The organism is Actinoplanes subtropicus (genome assembly GCF_000721705.1).
GTDB classification, from domain to species: domain Bacteria; phylum Actinomycetota; class Actinomycetes; order Mycobacteriales; family Micromonosporaceae; genus Actinoplanes; species Actinoplanes subtropicus.
Genome location: NZ_JOJL01000001.1, coordinates 39,262 through 53,328 on the forward strand (window position 1 = coordinate 39,262; position 14,067 = coordinate 53,328).

General features: G+C 71.3%; 13 protein-coding genes. 6 read left to right on the forward strand and 7 right to left on the reverse strand.

Annotated elements, in window-relative coordinates:
* Positions 1-106 precede the first annotated feature (106 nt).
* Positions 107-667 (forward strand): hypothetical protein, encoded by a 561-nt coding sequence (locus tag IH26_RS0100175; RefSeq protein ID WP_030434007.1) that lies wholly within the window; start codon positions 107-109, stop codon positions 665-667.
* Positions 668-674: 7 nt separating this feature from the next.
* On the opposite strand, the gene IH26_RS0100180 is transcribed toward IH26_RS0100175, so the two are convergent.
* Positions 675-1,364 (reverse strand): iron-dependent transcriptional repressor DtxR, encoded by a 690-nt coding sequence (locus tag IH26_RS0100180; protein ID WP_030434008.1) that lies wholly within the window; start codon positions 1,362-1,364, stop codon positions 675-677.
* A gap of 247 nt (positions 1,365-1,611) precedes the next feature.
* Between IH26_RS0100180 and IH26_RS0100185 the strand changes: the two genes are divergently transcribed.
* The gene (locus IH26_RS0100185; RefSeq protein ID WP_084598526.1) at positions 1,612-2,376 is read left to right on the forward strand and encodes a winged helix-turn-helix transcriptional regulator; all 765 of its coding nucleotides are present in this window, start codon (positions 1,612-1,614) and stop codon (positions 2,374-2,376) included.
* A 46-nt stretch (positions 2,377-2,422) separates the two neighbouring features.
* Here IH26_RS0100185 and IH26_RS0100190 read toward each other — a convergent pair whose 3' ends face one another.
* On the reverse strand, positions 2,423-2,953 hold the full coding sequence (locus tag IH26_RS0100190; RefSeq protein ID WP_030434010.1) for a DUF1990 domain-containing protein: 531 nt from the start codon (positions 2,951-2,953) through the stop codon (positions 2,423-2,425).
* A 68-nt stretch (positions 2,954-3,021) separates the two neighbouring features.
* Between IH26_RS0100190 and IH26_RS0100195 the strand changes: the two genes are divergently transcribed.
* The 3 genes from IH26_RS0100195 to dtd all read left to right on the forward strand — a co-directional run bounded on the left by IH26_RS0100195 (position 3,022) and on the right by dtd (position 7,361).
* The gene (locus IH26_RS0100195) at positions 3,022-4,206 is read left to right on the forward strand and encodes an acetoin utilization protein AcuC (RefSeq protein WP_030434011.1); all 1,185 of its coding nucleotides are present in this window, start codon (positions 3,022-3,024) and stop codon (positions 4,204-4,206) included.
* Positions 4,207-4,216: 10 nt separating this feature from the next.
* Complete coding sequence (locus IH26_RS0100200) at positions 4,217-6,763, forward strand: bifunctional acetate--CoA ligase family protein/GNAT family N-acetyltransferase (RefSeq protein WP_030434012.1); 2,547 nt, start codon at positions 4,217-4,219, stop codon at positions 6,761-6,763.
* A 175-nt stretch (positions 6,764-6,938) separates the two neighbouring features.
* The gene (dtd, locus tag IH26_RS0100205; RefSeq protein WP_030434013.1) at positions 6,939-7,361 is read left to right on the forward strand and encodes a D-aminoacyl-tRNA deacylase; all 423 of its coding nucleotides are present in this window, start codon (positions 6,939-6,941) and stop codon (positions 7,359-7,361) included.
* Here dtd and IH26_RS0100210 read toward each other — a convergent pair.
* Positions 7,358-8,146 carry a sporulation protein gene (locus IH26_RS0100210; protein ID WP_030434014.1) on the reverse strand — a complete coding sequence of 263 codons (789 nt, stop codon included), beginning with the start codon at positions 8,144-8,146 and terminating at the stop codon, positions 7,358-7,360. The two genes, dtd and IH26_RS0100210, sit on opposite strands and share 4 nt — an antisense overlap.
* Positions 8,147-8,435: 289 nt before the next feature.
* On the opposite strand from IH26_RS0100210, the gene IH26_RS0100215 reads away from it, so the two are divergent.
* On the forward strand, positions 8,436-9,254 hold the full coding sequence (locus IH26_RS0100215) for a sigma-70 family RNA polymerase sigma factor (protein ID WP_030434015.1): 819 nt from the start codon (positions 8,436-8,438) through the stop codon (positions 9,252-9,254).
* Between the two features lie 88 nt (positions 9,255-9,342).
* Here the strand turns inward: IH26_RS0100215 and IH26_RS0100220 are convergent, their stop codons facing one another.
* From IH26_RS0100220 to IH26_RS0100235, 4 genes are all read right to left on the reverse strand, one after another.
* The gene (locus IH26_RS0100220) at positions 9,343-10,089 is read right to left on the reverse strand and encodes a phosphotransferase (protein WP_084598527.1); all 747 of its coding nucleotides are present in this window, start codon (positions 10,087-10,089) and stop codon (positions 9,343-9,345) included.
* A gap of 151 nt (positions 10,090-10,240) precedes the next feature.
* Entirely contained in the window at positions 10,241-10,591 is a 351-nt protein-coding gene (locus IH26_RS0100225) for a hypothetical protein (RefSeq protein ID WP_030434017.1), read from the reverse strand.
* A gap of 364 nt (positions 10,592-10,955) precedes the next feature.
* A complete protein-coding gene (locus IH26_RS0100230) occupies positions 10,956-13,268 on the reverse strand; it encodes an ABC transporter permease (protein WP_030434018.1) in 2,313 nt (770 codons plus the stop codon).
* Complete coding sequence (locus tag IH26_RS0100235; protein WP_030434019.1) at positions 13,262-13,996, reverse strand: ABC transporter ATP-binding protein; 735 nt, start codon at positions 13,994-13,996, stop codon at positions 13,262-13,264. Before IH26_RS0100235 ends, IH26_RS0100230 begins: the two co-directional genes overlap by 7 nt.
* Between the last annotated feature and the right edge of the window lie 71 nt (positions 13,997-14,067).

Genomic DNA, 14,067 nt, shown 5'->3' on the forward strand with positions numbered 1-14,067 from the left:
CCATGCTACTTGACGAGTGGTGTCAAGCGAATCGGGACGTCCTCGGGCTTTCTTCCGAACGCCCGGCAAAGTACGGTGTGCCCCGAAACCCTCGGGAGGATCACTCGTGCGTTCCCGTTCCGTCGTGCTCGGCGCCGCCCTGCTCCTCAGCCTGAGCGCCTGCGACAACCGCGCCGAGGCCGCCAAGGAAGGCGAGGCGCTACCCCCGGTCGGGCTGGCCGAAGAGCCCGCGGCCTCGGCCGGCGGCGCCTGCATCCTGTGGGATTACGCCTTCATCAAGTCGAAGATCGGCGTGACCTTCGACGTGGCCGCCTCGGGCCAGGCCGACGAAACCTCCACCTGCGTGGTGCAGACGGTCGGCCAGGACTGGCCCGACCTGGCGCTCTCCGTGGTGGAGAGCACCCAGGCGGGCGCCGCGTTGTTCCTCTCCGACCTCAAGCCGAAGAACGCGGCCACGCTCAAGGGCCTGGGCCTGGCCGCCTACCGCCTCAACACGGCGGCGAGCGGCGGGCACGGGCCGACCGTGGAGATCGGCTGGCTCAGCGAGGCGAAGCAGTTGCAGACGTTGCGCTTCACCTTCGCCAAGGATGCCAAGGCCGCCGACGTGACCGCGATGAACAACAACCTGCTGACCCTGGCGAAGGCGATGGACACCACCAACGGTTAGTCGGTTTTCAGTGGGCTGCGACGAAGACGCGGGACGCCACCTCGCGCGGCAGCCGGATCTTGTCGCCCGAGCGGTCGATGGTGACGGCGTCGCGCTCCTGGGCGACGGTCACCGTCGTGCCCGGGTCGATGCCGGCCGCGTGCAGCTGGCGCAGCACGTCGGCGTTGGTCTGCACGCTCTCGCAGATGCGGCGTACCACGACGCTGCCGGTCAGCCCCGGGAACGCCAGGTTACGCTCGCCCGGGCCGGGCACGGTCTCGTCGGACTGCTCGTCGGGCTGGCCCAGCTTGTCGAGACCGGGGATCGGATTACCGTACGGCGAGCGGGTCGGCCGGTTGAGCAACTCGTAGACCTTGCGCTCGACCTGGTCGCTCATCACGTGCTCCCAGCGGCAGGCCTCCTCGTGGGCCTCCTCATACGGCATGCCGATGACGTTGACCAGCAGCAACTCGGCGAGCCGGTGCTTGCGCATGACGGCGACGGCCGCGACCCGGCCGGCCCCGGTCAGCACCAGGTGCCGGTCACCCTCGACGGTCAACAGACCGTCGCGCTCCATCCGGGCCACCGTCTGGCTCACCGTCGGGCCGCTCTGGTGCAGGCGCTCAGCGATGCGCGCGCGCAGCGGCGGAACGCCCTCCTCCTCGAGCTCAAGGATGGTACGGAGATACATCTCCGTCGTATCTACAAGATCATTCACGGTGCGGCCCTCCCAGCTGCAAATATTACCCTGTTAACGGAGGGTGATGGACGGCCCGAAACGGCCTCGGTCAAATCCGCCGGGGGCCGTCGACCAAAAGCCCGACATCGTACGCGTGAGCCCAAGTCCGCCTTTTCGGATGCGCTGGGCGCGATGCAAGGCTGTAACACGTGACCACGGAACCGAAACATTGGCGCTGCATGCTGCGTCGAAGCTGGACTTCCGGCCGGCGGAGAGGTGGAACCACGTGGAGATTCTGGTACTGACAGCTCAGTTCCGCGGTGAGCCGGCACGCCGGGTGCTGCCCGCACTCGATCTGCTGTCGCACGGGCTGCGCGTCGCCGGGCACGACGTGGCCGCGCTGGTGTCCGGTCCCGATCCCGATGTCGTGCTGGTGGACGCTCGCCGCACGCTGGCCGAGGCCCGAGGCACCTGCCGGATGCTGCGTTCCACCGGCATCCGGGTTCCGCTGCTCGCCGTGCTGGAGGAGGCCGGACTGGTCGCGGTCAACGACGACTGGGGAGTCGACGACGTCGTACTGGCGACCGCCGGCCCCGCCGAAGTCGAGGCGCGGCTCCGCCTGAGCGTGACCCGGATCGCGAGCGACGCGGGTAACACGCCGGGTGGGCTGGTCAACACCGGTGAGCTCACCATCGACCCCGAGACGTACGCCGCGAAACTCAAAGGACGCCCACTCGACCTCACGTACAAGGAGTTCGTGCTGTTGAAGTTCCTCGCGCAGCATCCGGGCCGAGTGTTCACCCGGGATCAGCTGCTGCGAGAGGTGTGGGGCTACGACTACTTCGGCGGTCACCGCACCGTCGACGTTCATATCCGACGCCTCCGCGCGAAGCTCGGCAGCGAATACGAGTCGATGATCGGCACGGTGCGGCAGGTCGGCTACAAGTTCGTGCTGCCACCTCAGGCCGCGGGTCAGATGGTGGTCGACGACCTGGAGAGCCTCCTCGACCTTCCCGATCAACCCCGCAAAAGCCCGATACCGTACGCGTGAGCACAAGTCCCGCCTTTTCGGATGCGCTGGGTGCGACGCAAGGCCGTCACTCGACCGCGGTCCCGTCGGCGAGGTCGCGCATCGCGGCCACATAGCGGCTCGTCGCGTACTGCTGGACGAGACGGGTGAGGGGGCCGCCGGCCCGGGCGAGGAGCGACGCCGGACGACTGAACGCCCAGATGCGGAAGCGCACTTCGCCCGTATCGTTCGTTTCGACCACGAACGCCTCCTCGCCCCGTTCCGGATGCCCGGGCAGCGTCCCATAGGCGAATCCCCGCCGAGACGTCTCGTCGAGGGTGTAGACCACGCGGCAAGGGATGGCGAGCCATCCGGCTCTCAGCAACACTGTGACGCCGTCGGCGACTTCCGAGGCGGAGGCCGTGATGCGGAATCCCGCTCCGCGGTGCATCTGCCAGCTCAGGAGTCCGTCGGCGGCCCGCTCGAACGCCGGCCTTCCCCTTCCGATGATGACGTCGCGCCGCACGACTCGATAACCGGAGGGTGACTGCCGGTCGCGGCTGACGCCGGCCTCCGGGTAGGTCAGGCCGGCAGCCGCCAGCTCGGCGAGACTCCCCACCCTCCATGCCACACCTGGTCACGGTAGACGACGACAAAACTGTCGGGGGCCCGTGGCAGCATGAGCTCATGGCAGACCGGACGACCGCCGTGGTGTGGGATCAAGCCCTGCTCGATTACGACATGGGCGACCATCCGCTCAATCCGGTGCGCGTCGAGCTGACCATGGCGCTCGCCCGCGAGCTGGGCCTCTTCGACCGGCCCGGGGTGCAGATGATCACTCCGCGCCCGGCCTCCGACGAGGAGCTGACCCGGGTCCACCGGGCCGACTATCTCGATGCCGTCCGCCTCGCCCCGAGCGATCCGTTCTTCCACGGCTGGGGGCTCAACACGCCGGACAACCCGGTCTTCGACGGGATGCACGAGGCGTCCGCGCGGATCGTCGGCGCCAGCATCGCCGCGGCCGATGCCGTCTGGGATGGCGCGGTCACCCGCGCGGTCAACGTGGCGGGCGGGCTGCATCACGCGATGACGGCCCGCGCGGCCGGCTTCTGCGTCTACAACGACCCCGCGGTCGCGATCGCCCGGCTGCTCGACCGCGGCGCCCAGCGGGTCGCCTATATCGACGTCGACGTCCACCACGGCGACGGTGTGCAGGCCGCCTTCTACGACGACCCGCGGGTGCTCACGATCAGCCTGCACGAGTCGCCGCTCGCGCTCTTCCCGGGCACCGGGTTCGCCGACGAGATCGGCGGGCCGGCCGCCGAGGGCACGGCGGTGAATGTGCCACTCCCACCCGCCACCTCCGACGCCGGCTGGCTGCGCGCCTTCCACGCGATCGTGCCGTCGGTCGTGCGTGCCTTCGCCCCCGAGATCGTCTTCAGCCAGTGCGGCGCCGACGCCCATCGCCTCGATCCGCTCGCCGACCTGCGGTTGTCGGTCGACGGCCAGCGCGCGGCCTACCTGGCGATGCGCGGCCTGGCCGACGAGCTGTGCGACGGCCGGTGGGTGGCCACCGGCGGCGGGGGCTATGCGCTGGTCGAGGTCGTCCCGCGGGCCTGGACCCACCTGCTGGCGGTGGCCACCGGCGAGCCGCTCGACCCGGCGACCCGCACGCCGGCGGCCTGGCGAAAATTCGCAGCCGAGCGGTGCCCCGGCCGTGAGGTGCCCGAGACGATGACCGACGGGGTCGATCCGGTGATCGAGCCGTGGGAGCCGGGCACCACGCCCGACGCGGTCGACCGCGCGATCCTGGCCACCCGGGTGGCCGTTTTCCCGCTGCACGGCCTCGACCCGCACGACCCCCGCGACTAGAGGAGCCGTCGTGGAGAAAAACGCGGATGTCCTGCTTTCCGACGGCTCGGCCGCGCACCTGCGGCAGATCCGCCCCGACGACGCACCGGCCATTGTGGAGTTCCACTCCCGGATGAGCGAGCGCACGCGCTACCTGCGGTATTTCTCGCCCTACCCGCGCATCCCCGAGCGCGACCTCGAGCGGTTCGTCAACGTCGACCACCGCGACCGCGAGGCGTTCATCACGGTCAGCGGCCCGCGCATCACGGCCGTCGGCCGGTACGAACGCCTCGGCCACGACTCGCCCGAGGCCGAGGTCGCGCTGGTGGTGGAGGACGCGTATCAGGGCCGGGGCATCGGCTCGGTGCTGCTCGAGCACCTCGCCGACGCGGCCCGGGAAAACGGCATCACCCGCTTCGTCGCCGAGGTGCTGCCGGAGAACGGCGGCATGCTGCGCGTGTTCAGCGACTTCGGCTATCAGATCCAGCGGCGCTATGCGGATGGCGTGGTGCACCTCGAGTTCCCGATCGAGCCGACCGAGAAATCCCGCGAGGTGCAGGAATCGCGGGAGCAGCGTACCGAGGCGCGCTCGATCGCCCGGCTGCTCGCGCCCCGGGCGGTGGCGGTCTACGGGGCCAGCGCCAGCGGGCAGGGCATCGGCGCGGCGATGCTCGGGCACCTGCGCGACGGCGGCTTCACCGGGACGATCGTGCCGGTCCACCGCCGGGCGAAACGGGTGGCCGGCCTCCCGGCGTACCGGTCGGCCACCGAGGCCGGCGTCGCCGTCGACCTGGCGCTGATCGCGGTCCCGCCCGAGGCGGTGGGCGAGGCGGTCGAGGATGCGGCGGCCAGTGGGGCGGGCGGCATCGTGGTCGTCTCGGCCGGCTTCGCCGAGGCCGGTGCCGACGGCGCCGCCTCCCAGCGGGCGCTGGTCGAACGCGCGCACGAAGCGGGGTTGCGCGTGGTGGGGCCGAGCAGCATGGGGATTGCCAATGCCGACCCGGCCGTACGTCTGAATGCCACGCTCGCGCCGTCGCTGCCCGCGGCCGGGCGGGTCGGGTTCTTCAGCCAGTCCGGTGCCCTCGGCGTGGCCCTGCTCGCCGAGGCCGACCGCCGCGGCCTGGGCCTGTCCAGCTTCGTCTCGGCCGGCAACCGGGCCGACGTGTCCGGCAACGACCTCCTGCAGTACTGGCAGGACGATCCGGGCACCGACGTGGTGCTGCTCTACCTGGAGACGTTCGGCAACCCGCGCAAGTTCGCCCGGCTCGCCCGGCGCATGTCCCGGGTCAAACCGGTGGTGGCGGTGGCCTCGGCGACCCGCCCGGCCGGCCTGGCCGGCGACCTGCCGACGCCCGATGCGAACGCGGTGACCGCCCTGTTCGCCCGGTCCGGCGTGATCCGGGTCGACACGGTGGCGGAGCTGTTCGACGTCGGCCTGCTCCTGGCCCACCAACCGCTGCCGGCCGGGCGACGGGTCGCGGTGGTCGGCAACTCGTCGGCGCTGTCCCAGCTGGCGGTGGCGGCCTGCCGCGCGGCCGGGCTGGTGGTGGCCGAGGGCTATCCGCACGACATCAGCCCGCAGGCCGGCGCGCACGACTTCGCCGACGCGCTGGCCGACGCCGCGGTCGACGAGCGGGCCGACGCGCTGGTCGTCGTCTTCGCCCCGCCGCTGCCGGGCCAGCTCCCCGACGAGGATGCCGACTTCGCCGCCGCCCTGGCGAGCGTGGCGCTGGCCGGCGAGAAACCGACGGTGGCCACGTTCCTGCTCGGGAACCTGCCGCCGCGCGTCCCGTCCTACCCGTCGGTGGAGGAGGCGGTGCGCGCCCTGGCCCGGGTAGCGAACTACGCGGACTGGCTGCGGCGCCCGCCCGGGGTCCTGCCGGTGCTGTCCGATGTGGACCCGTCCGCGGCCGACCTCGACGGCCCGCCCTCGAAGCTGCTCGCCGCGTACGGCATCGAGGTGGTGCCGTCCACGCTGGCCGACTCGGTCGAGGCGGCGATCGAGGCGGCCTCGTCGCTGGGCTACCCGGTGGCGCTCAAGGCGGCCGGCGGCGCGCTGCGGCACCGGATCGACCTGGGTGCGGTGCGGCTGGCGCTGGCCGACGAGGGCGACGTGCGCGCGGCCTATCGCGACCTGTCCACCCTCTTCGGGCCGGAGGTGCTGGTTCAGACGATGGTCGCGCCCGGCGTGGCCACGGTGATCGAGGTGGTGGAGGACCCGGCATTCGGCCCGGTGGTCGGCTTCGGCCTGGGCGGCGTCGCCAGCGAGCTGCTCGGCGACCTGGCCTGGCGGGCGGCCCCGCTGACCGACCGCTCGGCCGAGGCCCTGGTCGACGAGCCGCGAGCGGCGCCCCTGCTGCACGGCTACCGCGGGTCGGCGCCGGTCGACCGTGCGGCCCTGATCGACCTGCTCCTGCGCGTGGGCCGCGTGGCCGACGATCACCCGCGGCTGCGGTCGATGATGCTGAACCCGATTCTGGCCCGCCCGGACGGCGTCTCGGTCCTGCACGTCGCCACCGAGCTGGGCCCGCCCAACCCCCGGCCGGACACCGGCCCCCGACGGCTGTACAACGCATGAGTTCCCGGGGTGAGCCCCCACTTCAGCCCGGCGGTCGCGCTGCGGCCCGGTGTTGCAGCTGGCTCGCGGTGCGCGGCGGGGGCGGAACGCTTTGCGGTTGGCGGCGGGCTCGCCTCGTACGGTATGGGCCTTTTGAAAGAGTGAGTAAGACGAAGCGTAGGCGAAATGGGGTTTTATGCGGGCCGTGGTGCAGACCGTCAGCCGGGCGAGCGTGACGGTCGACGACGAGGTCGTCGGGAAGATCGGGGAGGGCCTGCTGGTGCTGGTCGGGGTCACGCACGACGACACGGTGGCCAAGGCGGCCGAGTTGGCACGCAAGACGTATGAGCTGCGCATTCTTGACGACGAGGCGTCCGCGTCCGACGTCGGGGCGCCGCTGCTGGTGATCAGCCAGTTCACGCTCTACGGCGACGCGCGGAAGGGGCGGCGACCCACCTGGAGCGCCGCGGCCCCCGCCGAGATCGCCGAACCGCTGGTCGATGCGTATGTCGAGGCTTTGCGTGCCCGGGGCGCGACCGTGGAAACCGGCAGATTTCGGGCGCACATGCTGGTGGAGAGCGTCAACGTCGGGCCGCGGACGCTGCTGTTGGAGATCTAGAAATACAGGCCGCGTCGCTGGGCGGACTGCCGTAGCCAGTTGTCCAGCTGGCCGGCCCAGTCCACCTCGTCGACGGTCGGGTAGTCGACGTCGAACTTGCCGAACGCGTCGTGGCCCTCGCCGAACAGCCCGCCGCGCTTGTCGATCTCGAGGATGACCTGGAGGCGCCGCGGCGTGGCGATGAAGGTCAGCTCCAGCTGGTTGATGCCGCTCGCGTAGGCCGACGGCGGGTAGAACTCGATCTCCTGGTAGAACGGGAGCTGCTGCTCGGCCCCGTAGACGCGGCCGCGCTCGACATCCGCCCGGCTGAACCGGAAGCCGAGCCGCAGCAGCGCATCGAGGATCCGTTCCTGCGCGGGCAGCGGGTGCACGGCGACCGCGTCGAGATCCGACTTGTCGACGGCGCGTGCCACCTCGAGTTCGGTGGTCAGGCCCATGGTCATCCCGTGCAGGTGCTGGCCGTAGACCTCGGTGATCGGCGTCTCCCACGGCACGTCGAAGTGGAACGGCACGTCGTAGTGCGCGTGCGGATCGAGCCGGAACGAGCCGGTCAGCCGCTGCCGCTGGAACTCCTGATCGGTGTTGTACTCGCTGTCGCCGGTCTCCACCTCGACCCGGGTGATCAAGCCGACGGCGAGATATTCCACGTCGACGGCGTGGTCGCCGCCGACGACGCGCACCTGGCCCTCGAGGAAGCCGCCCGGCCGGCAGTTCGGGTCGACCAGCTCCGTCTCTACCGACGGACCACCCACACCCATCGCCTGCAACATTCGCCTGAAGACCATGAACCGAACCTTCCCGGACGGCGTTTGAAGGACATTATCGGCGCACCACAACATCCCAGATCCGGCATTCCACCCACATGTCGGCTTGGCGACGTCAGGGTTCTCCCTGATTCATGCCACCTGGACGCTTGCCTCACCTCCGCTTAACGCGTCCCGGGCCAAGCTATCGATCACCGGCACGAATGCGGCTGGGAACGCACGAGACGGTTATCAGCGGGGAGGGGACTGAAAGGTGGTCCTGCAGATGAAGGCGTCGGAGTCAGCGGCGGTGGTTACCGCCGACAACATCATGACCGACGGTGTCGAGCTCCTGACCGACCTGGACGCGACGGACGAGCGCGGCGTTTCCGCCGACCTGGTGCGGGCCTACTTGAACGGCATCGGGCGGACTCGCCTGCTGACCGCCGTCGAGGAGGTCGAGCTTTCCAAGCGCATCGAGGCCGGGCTGTACGCGGAGGAGAAGCTGGCCGAGGCCGGCGACGACCTCGCACCGCTTCTCGAGATCATCGTCGCCGAGGGCAAGGCCGCCAAGAACCACCTGCTCGAGGCCAACCTGCGGCTCGTGGTCAGCATCGCCAAGCGGTACACCGGCCGAGGGATGGCGTTCCTGGATCTGATCCAGGAGGGCAACCTGGGCCTGATCCGCGCGGTGGAGAAGTTCGACTACACCAAGGGCTACAAATTCTCCACGTACGCGACGTGGTGGATCCGGCAGGCGATCACCCGGGCGATGGCCGACCAGGCCCGCACGATCCGCATCCCGTCGTACGACCGCGAGCCGGTCAGCCTGGACCAGGCCGTCGGCGAGGACGGCGAGAGCGCGCTCGGCGACTTCGTGGCCGCGGTCGACTCCGGCAACCCGGCCAACAGCATCGGCCAGGGCGAACTCCGCAACGAGGTGGAGATCGTGCTGGCTACGCTCTCCGAGCGCGAGTCCGCGGTGATCCGCCTCCGCTTCGGTCTCGACGACGGCCGCCAGCGCACCCTCGACGAGGTGGGTCGCGAGTTCGGTCTGTCCCGGGAGCGCATCCGCCAGATCGAGAAGGTGACGATGCTCAAGCTGCGGGACCCGGAGCGGGCCTCGCGTCTGGAGGCGTACGCCGGCTGACCCGGTGTTCGCTTGTCAGCCTCACGACCGGTTTTGCGTCACGATCGCTTTGCGTCACGATCGCTTTTGCTTCACGACCGGTTCTACTTCACGACCGCCGGGTGGGAATTTCTCCCGCCGGGCGGTCGGCGTTTGCGTGTCGTACTCGGGCGGCGGCGGTGTCGAGTGCCCCGATCTCCTCGGGGGACATCGTCAGCTGGCGGCGGCGCAGGGCTACGGCGTCGTCGAGCAGGCGGGTCGGGTCGCCGGGCGCCAGCTCGAGGAAACGGTCGAGCAGCTCGCCGGCGGCTGCTCCGAGCGGGTGCTTGATCGAGCCGATGGCGACCTGGGCGAGGATCAGCGCAGTCAGAGCGGTGTCCAGATCCGCCGGACCGTCGCCCGCATTGCGCCAGTCGATGACCACCGGGCCGCGCTCGGTGAGCAGCACGTTCTCGGGATGCAGGTCGAGGTGCACGATCGTGCTGCCCCCGTGGCCGGACCGTGCTGGCAGCTCGTGCAGTCGCCGGAGCAGCTCGGCCAGGATGGCGGCGCACTCGGGAAGGGATATCTCGCCGGCCAAGCCCGCCTGTGCCATGGTCGGGCCTCGCAGTCGCTCGAGGACCATGTCGCTCCCGTTTGCGGCATGCACGGCCGGGACGGGGTAGCCGTGGCCCGCGGCGTGGGCCATGACCTCGGCCTCGTGGGTCGTGTCGGTCGCGTACCGGTACCGCCGCAGGACGCGGACGTCGTCCAGAAGGAAGACGTCGGCCTCCCGCCCGGCCGCGAACGGGTCACCGCTCGCGGCCCGTCTTATGGCATCGCCAAGGCAGTCACGACCGTCGGCGGCCGGCGGCATCCCGACGCCGGCGGGTGTTGTGCTATCGCGGCCAGACGTCGTGCCGTTGTCGCCTGGTGTTGTGCTATCGCGGCCTGGTGTCGTGCCGTCGTCGGCTGGCGTCCTGGTGTCGTCGGTTGGTGGCGCGTTGTCGCCGCCTGCTGCCACGGTGTCAGTCGATCGCGGTGCTGCTGGCGTCGCTCGTGTAGCTGTCGACCGGGGTCTCCAGGGCGCCGGTGGTGGCGTCCCCGGTGGTCGTGTTGGCGACGCCGGGACCCGAGCGCGGGTGCGTCCGGAAGCTGTTCGGCCCGGCCGTGCCGCCGGTGGTGGTCAGCACGCCGTGCTCGGGGTGGGGGCCGCCGTCCTGCAGTTGGTCGACGTCGCTGCCCGCGGGAAGCGTGCTGGACAGACCGGGGTCGTCGTCGCCCTTCTCCGGCCGGTAGGTCTCCGGCTCGTCAAAGACCCCCGGACCGTAGTCGCTGCCGGCGATCTCCCGCTCGATGCTCTCGTACGAGTCGCTCACTGTCCTGTCCCTCCTACGAACCGGCCACCGGTGGACCGAGGGCCGTGCCACGCTGCGACGCTATCCGCCCGGAACGGGCGCGTGAACCCGCCAATCAGCATTACCCGCCCCACGACCGCCGTCTCTGTGACCCGCGTCGCACGGCGTGTTCTGTGGCCCGCGTCGCTCGGGCGGGCTGTGTGGCCCGCGTCGCTCGGGCGGGCTGTGTGGCCCGCGTCGCTCGGGCGGGCTGTGTGGCCCGCGTCGCTCGGCGTTAGGCGGTTGTCGGCCCCGGGGCATGATGCCGGCGTGCCAAAAGCGGTCATCTCCGACCCGGACGGAACCATTTTCGGCACCGAGACGCCCGAGTTCGTCTCGTGAGCGGTCATGACAGCTCCTGGATCGGCTCGAAGCGCGCCAGCCTCGACCACGCCGGCAGCACGGCGGCCGCGAGGGCGAGAAGGAGACAGGCGGAGACCGCGATCGCCGCGGTCGGCCACGGGATGCTCATCGGCACCGGGTTCCCGGTCTGCTCCCGCAGGCCGGCCGTGCTGCCCCACAGGGCGAGAACCGCGGCCACGCCACCGAGCGTCGCACCCACGGCGACGACCACCGCGGACTCGCCGGCGATCGCGAGCAGGACCTGGCGTGGGGTCGCTCCGGCGAGCCGAAGTAGGCGGTAGTCCGGCGCGCGCCGGGCGGTGGCCATGAACAGCGTGTTGGCGACGGCGAGTGCGCCGTATCCGACGGACACTTCGATCAGGAGCATCGTGAAGATCCAGACGAGCCGGTCGTCCTCGGCGTCGGCTTGGCGGGCGTAGGTTTCGACGCCGACGACCCGGGCGCCGAACTCGTTCACCGGGGCCGTCCCGCCGGGCAGCGGTAGGGCCGTGGCCAGAGCCGATGGGTCGTGCTGCCGAGCCGTAGCGCGGCCGACCACCAGCTCGGCCGGCAGCGCGTTGTCCGCGGCGACGCCGACAACCCGCAACGGCGTCCCGACTCCGTCGGCGAAGGTCACCTCGATCGTGTCGTCGAGCCCCACCTGCAGTTGTGACGCCCTTGATTCGTTCACCACCACGGTTTGCGGCGCCGCCAAGGCTGGCGTCACGGCGGGGTCGACGCCGACGGCAGGCACCGCCGTGTCGTTCAGGTAGAGCACGGTGTGCAGCGGAGCGGTGGGCGCCGCCGCGTCGCTCAGCCCCGGTGTGCCGGCGGGCACCAGCACCGAGCCGGCCCGGGCCGCCTCGACTCGACGGCCCGCGTAGGCATCCGCCGAGGTCTGCACGTTGCCGGCGATGAATACCGCGAACGCCACGGTCAGCAGCACCGGCGCAGCGGTCGAGGCGGTCCGCCGGGCACCGGTCAGGGCGCTCTCCCGCATCACCATGCCGATCGGCCCGCGCGCCGGCCGGAGCAAGGCCCGCACGAGCGGGGGCACCGCTGCCGGCGCGAGAGCGGTCGCGCCGACCACCAACGCCATCGCGCCCGCCAGGGCGAACGTGCCGAGATCGGACAGATCGTCGGTCGTCGTGGTGGCCAGGCCCGCGGCCACCCCGGCGGTCGTGAAGAGCAGGCCCACGATCCAGCGCGACCGGGACATCGGCGTGGTCTCGACCTCCGCCTGCCGCAGTGCCTCCAGCGGCCCCACCTTGGCCGCCCGGCGGGCCGCGGTCAGCGAGCCGACGACCGCGACGCACGGCCCGGCCAGCAGGCCCGCCGCGACCGGCCAAAGGTGCACGCCGACGGTGAAGGACGCCGGCTCGAACCCCGTGCCGACCAGAACCCGCCCGACGAGCGGGGCCAGGAGCAGGCCCAGGGTCGTCCCGGCCAGGCCCGCGACGGTGCCGACGCCTGCCGCCTCGCGCATGACCGATCGCCGTATCTGGCCAGGAGTGGCGCCGGTGGCGCGTAGCAGCCCGATCTCGCGCCGTCGTTGGTGGACCATGAGAGCCGCGGTCGAAGCGATGACGAAGACACAGGCGAACGCCGCCAGGGCCGCCATGGCGCTGAGCACCTGCAGGCCGATCCAGCGGGTGCGGGCGTCGGCCCGTGGCTCGAGATCGCCCAGCGCGACGCCGTGCAGCACGGTCGCTCCGGCGGCGACCGCGCGGACGCGGGCCACCTCGGGATGGCCGGTGAGCCCGATCATCCGAACGCCGGGGGACAGCCGGGCAGCAGTCGCGTCCGAAACGTAGAGCCGTTCGGCGTCGATCAGACCGGTGACGGTCCATCGAGCCGGACCGGTCGCGGTCAGGATCGTCACCGTGTCGCCGACCGGGACACGCCATCGCCGGGAGAGCACGGCCTCGCGGTCGGCTCGCGCGGGCCGACCGGCGACCAGGCGATCGGACGCCAATGTCGCGCTGGCCCAACCGTGTGCCTCCTCGGCGGCGGGGAGCGGTTTGCCGTCGATCACCGGCTGGGCGTAGAAGCGGCGGTCGGGGATCGCCGCGGTGACACCGGGGATCGCGGCCAGCCGCGCGGTCAGCGTGATCGCCTCGGTGGAGGACCACGGGCGAGGCTCGGGGAACGGATCGGCCGACGTGGTCACGCCCGGACTTCGCACGGCCACCGCGATCGCCGCATAACGGTCGGGCAGGCGTGGCTTGGCCGATGCGAGCAGGGTCAACGTGAGTGCGACGACCGCCGTACCGAAAAGGACGGCGACGAAGGCACCCAGCCGGTCGCGCGTCAGCATGTCGCCTCCACCGCGGCCATGCGGGTCGCGATCGACTCCGCGGAGGCGGCGTCGAGCCGGTCGATCAGGCGGCCGTCGGCCAGCAGCAGCACCTGGTCGGCGACCGCGGCCGCCACCGGATCGTGGGTGACCATCACGATCGTCTGGCCGCGCTCGTCGACCAGGCCGCGGAGCAGGGCGAGCACCTGGCGGGAGGTCTGCGCGTCGAGCGCGCCGGTCGGCTCGTCGGCGAACAACACGGCCGGGCTGGTGACCAGCGCGCGGGCGATCGCGACCCGCTGCTGCTGGCCACCGGAGAGCTGGACCGGCCGGTGGCGGGCGCGATCCGCGAGGCCGACCCGCGCCAGCGCCGCGCCGAGCTCGGCCGGGTCGACGCGGCGGCCGGCGAGGCGGGCCGGAAGAGCCACATTCTGCCCGGCGGTGAGCGAAGAGATCAGGTTGAACGCCTGGAAGACGAAGCCCACCCGCTCGCGGCGCAGGACGGTCAGACCGGTCTCGTCGAGCCGGGTCAGGGCAACGCCGTCGAGCACCACCTCGCCCGAGGTCGGCCGATCCAGCCCGGCGGCGCAATGCAGCAAGGTGGACTTCCCGGAGCCGGAGGGGCCCATCACCGCCGTGAAGGTGCCGGCCGGCAGGTCGACCGTGACCCTGTCGAGCGCGGTGACCAGGTCGGAGCCGGCGCGATACTCCTTGCGCAGATCACGTAGCGAGACCATCGGTGTCGTCATGGCCATCGAGGATTGCGGCTGGGCACCCTCGATGTCGTCAGACCCAGGTCCACATTCGGAGATCGCAAACA

Bases quoted from the DNA above. Each gene is read 5' to 3' on its own strand.
- IH26_RS0100235 (WP_030434019.1), bottom strand. From the start codon at position 13,996: ATGACGACACCGATGGTCTCGCTACGTGATCTGCGCAAGGAGTATCGC.
- IH26_RS0100195 (WP_030434011.1), top strand. From the start codon at position 3,022: ATGGCAGACCGGACGACCGCCGTGGTGTGGGATCAAGCCCTGCTCGAT.
- IH26_RS0100220 (WP_084598527.1), bottom strand. From the start codon at position 10,089: ATGCCGCCGGCCGCCGACGGTCGTGACTGCCTTGGCGATGCCATAAGA.
- dtd (WP_030434013.1), top strand. From the start codon at position 6,939: ATGCGGGCCGTGGTGCAGACCGTCAGCCGGGCGAGCGTGACGGTCGAC.
- IH26_RS0100230 (WP_030434018.1), bottom strand. From the start codon at position 13,268: ATGCTGACGCGCGACCGGCTGGGTGCCTTCGTCGCCGTCCTTTTCGGT.
- IH26_RS0100210 (WP_030434014.1), bottom strand. From the start codon at position 8,146: ATGGTCTTCAGGCGAATGTTGCAGGCGATGGGTGTGGGTGGTCCGTCG.
- IH26_RS0100215 (WP_030434015.1), top strand. From the start codon at position 8,436: ATGACCGACGGTGTCGAGCTCCTGACCGACCTGGACGCGACGGACGAG.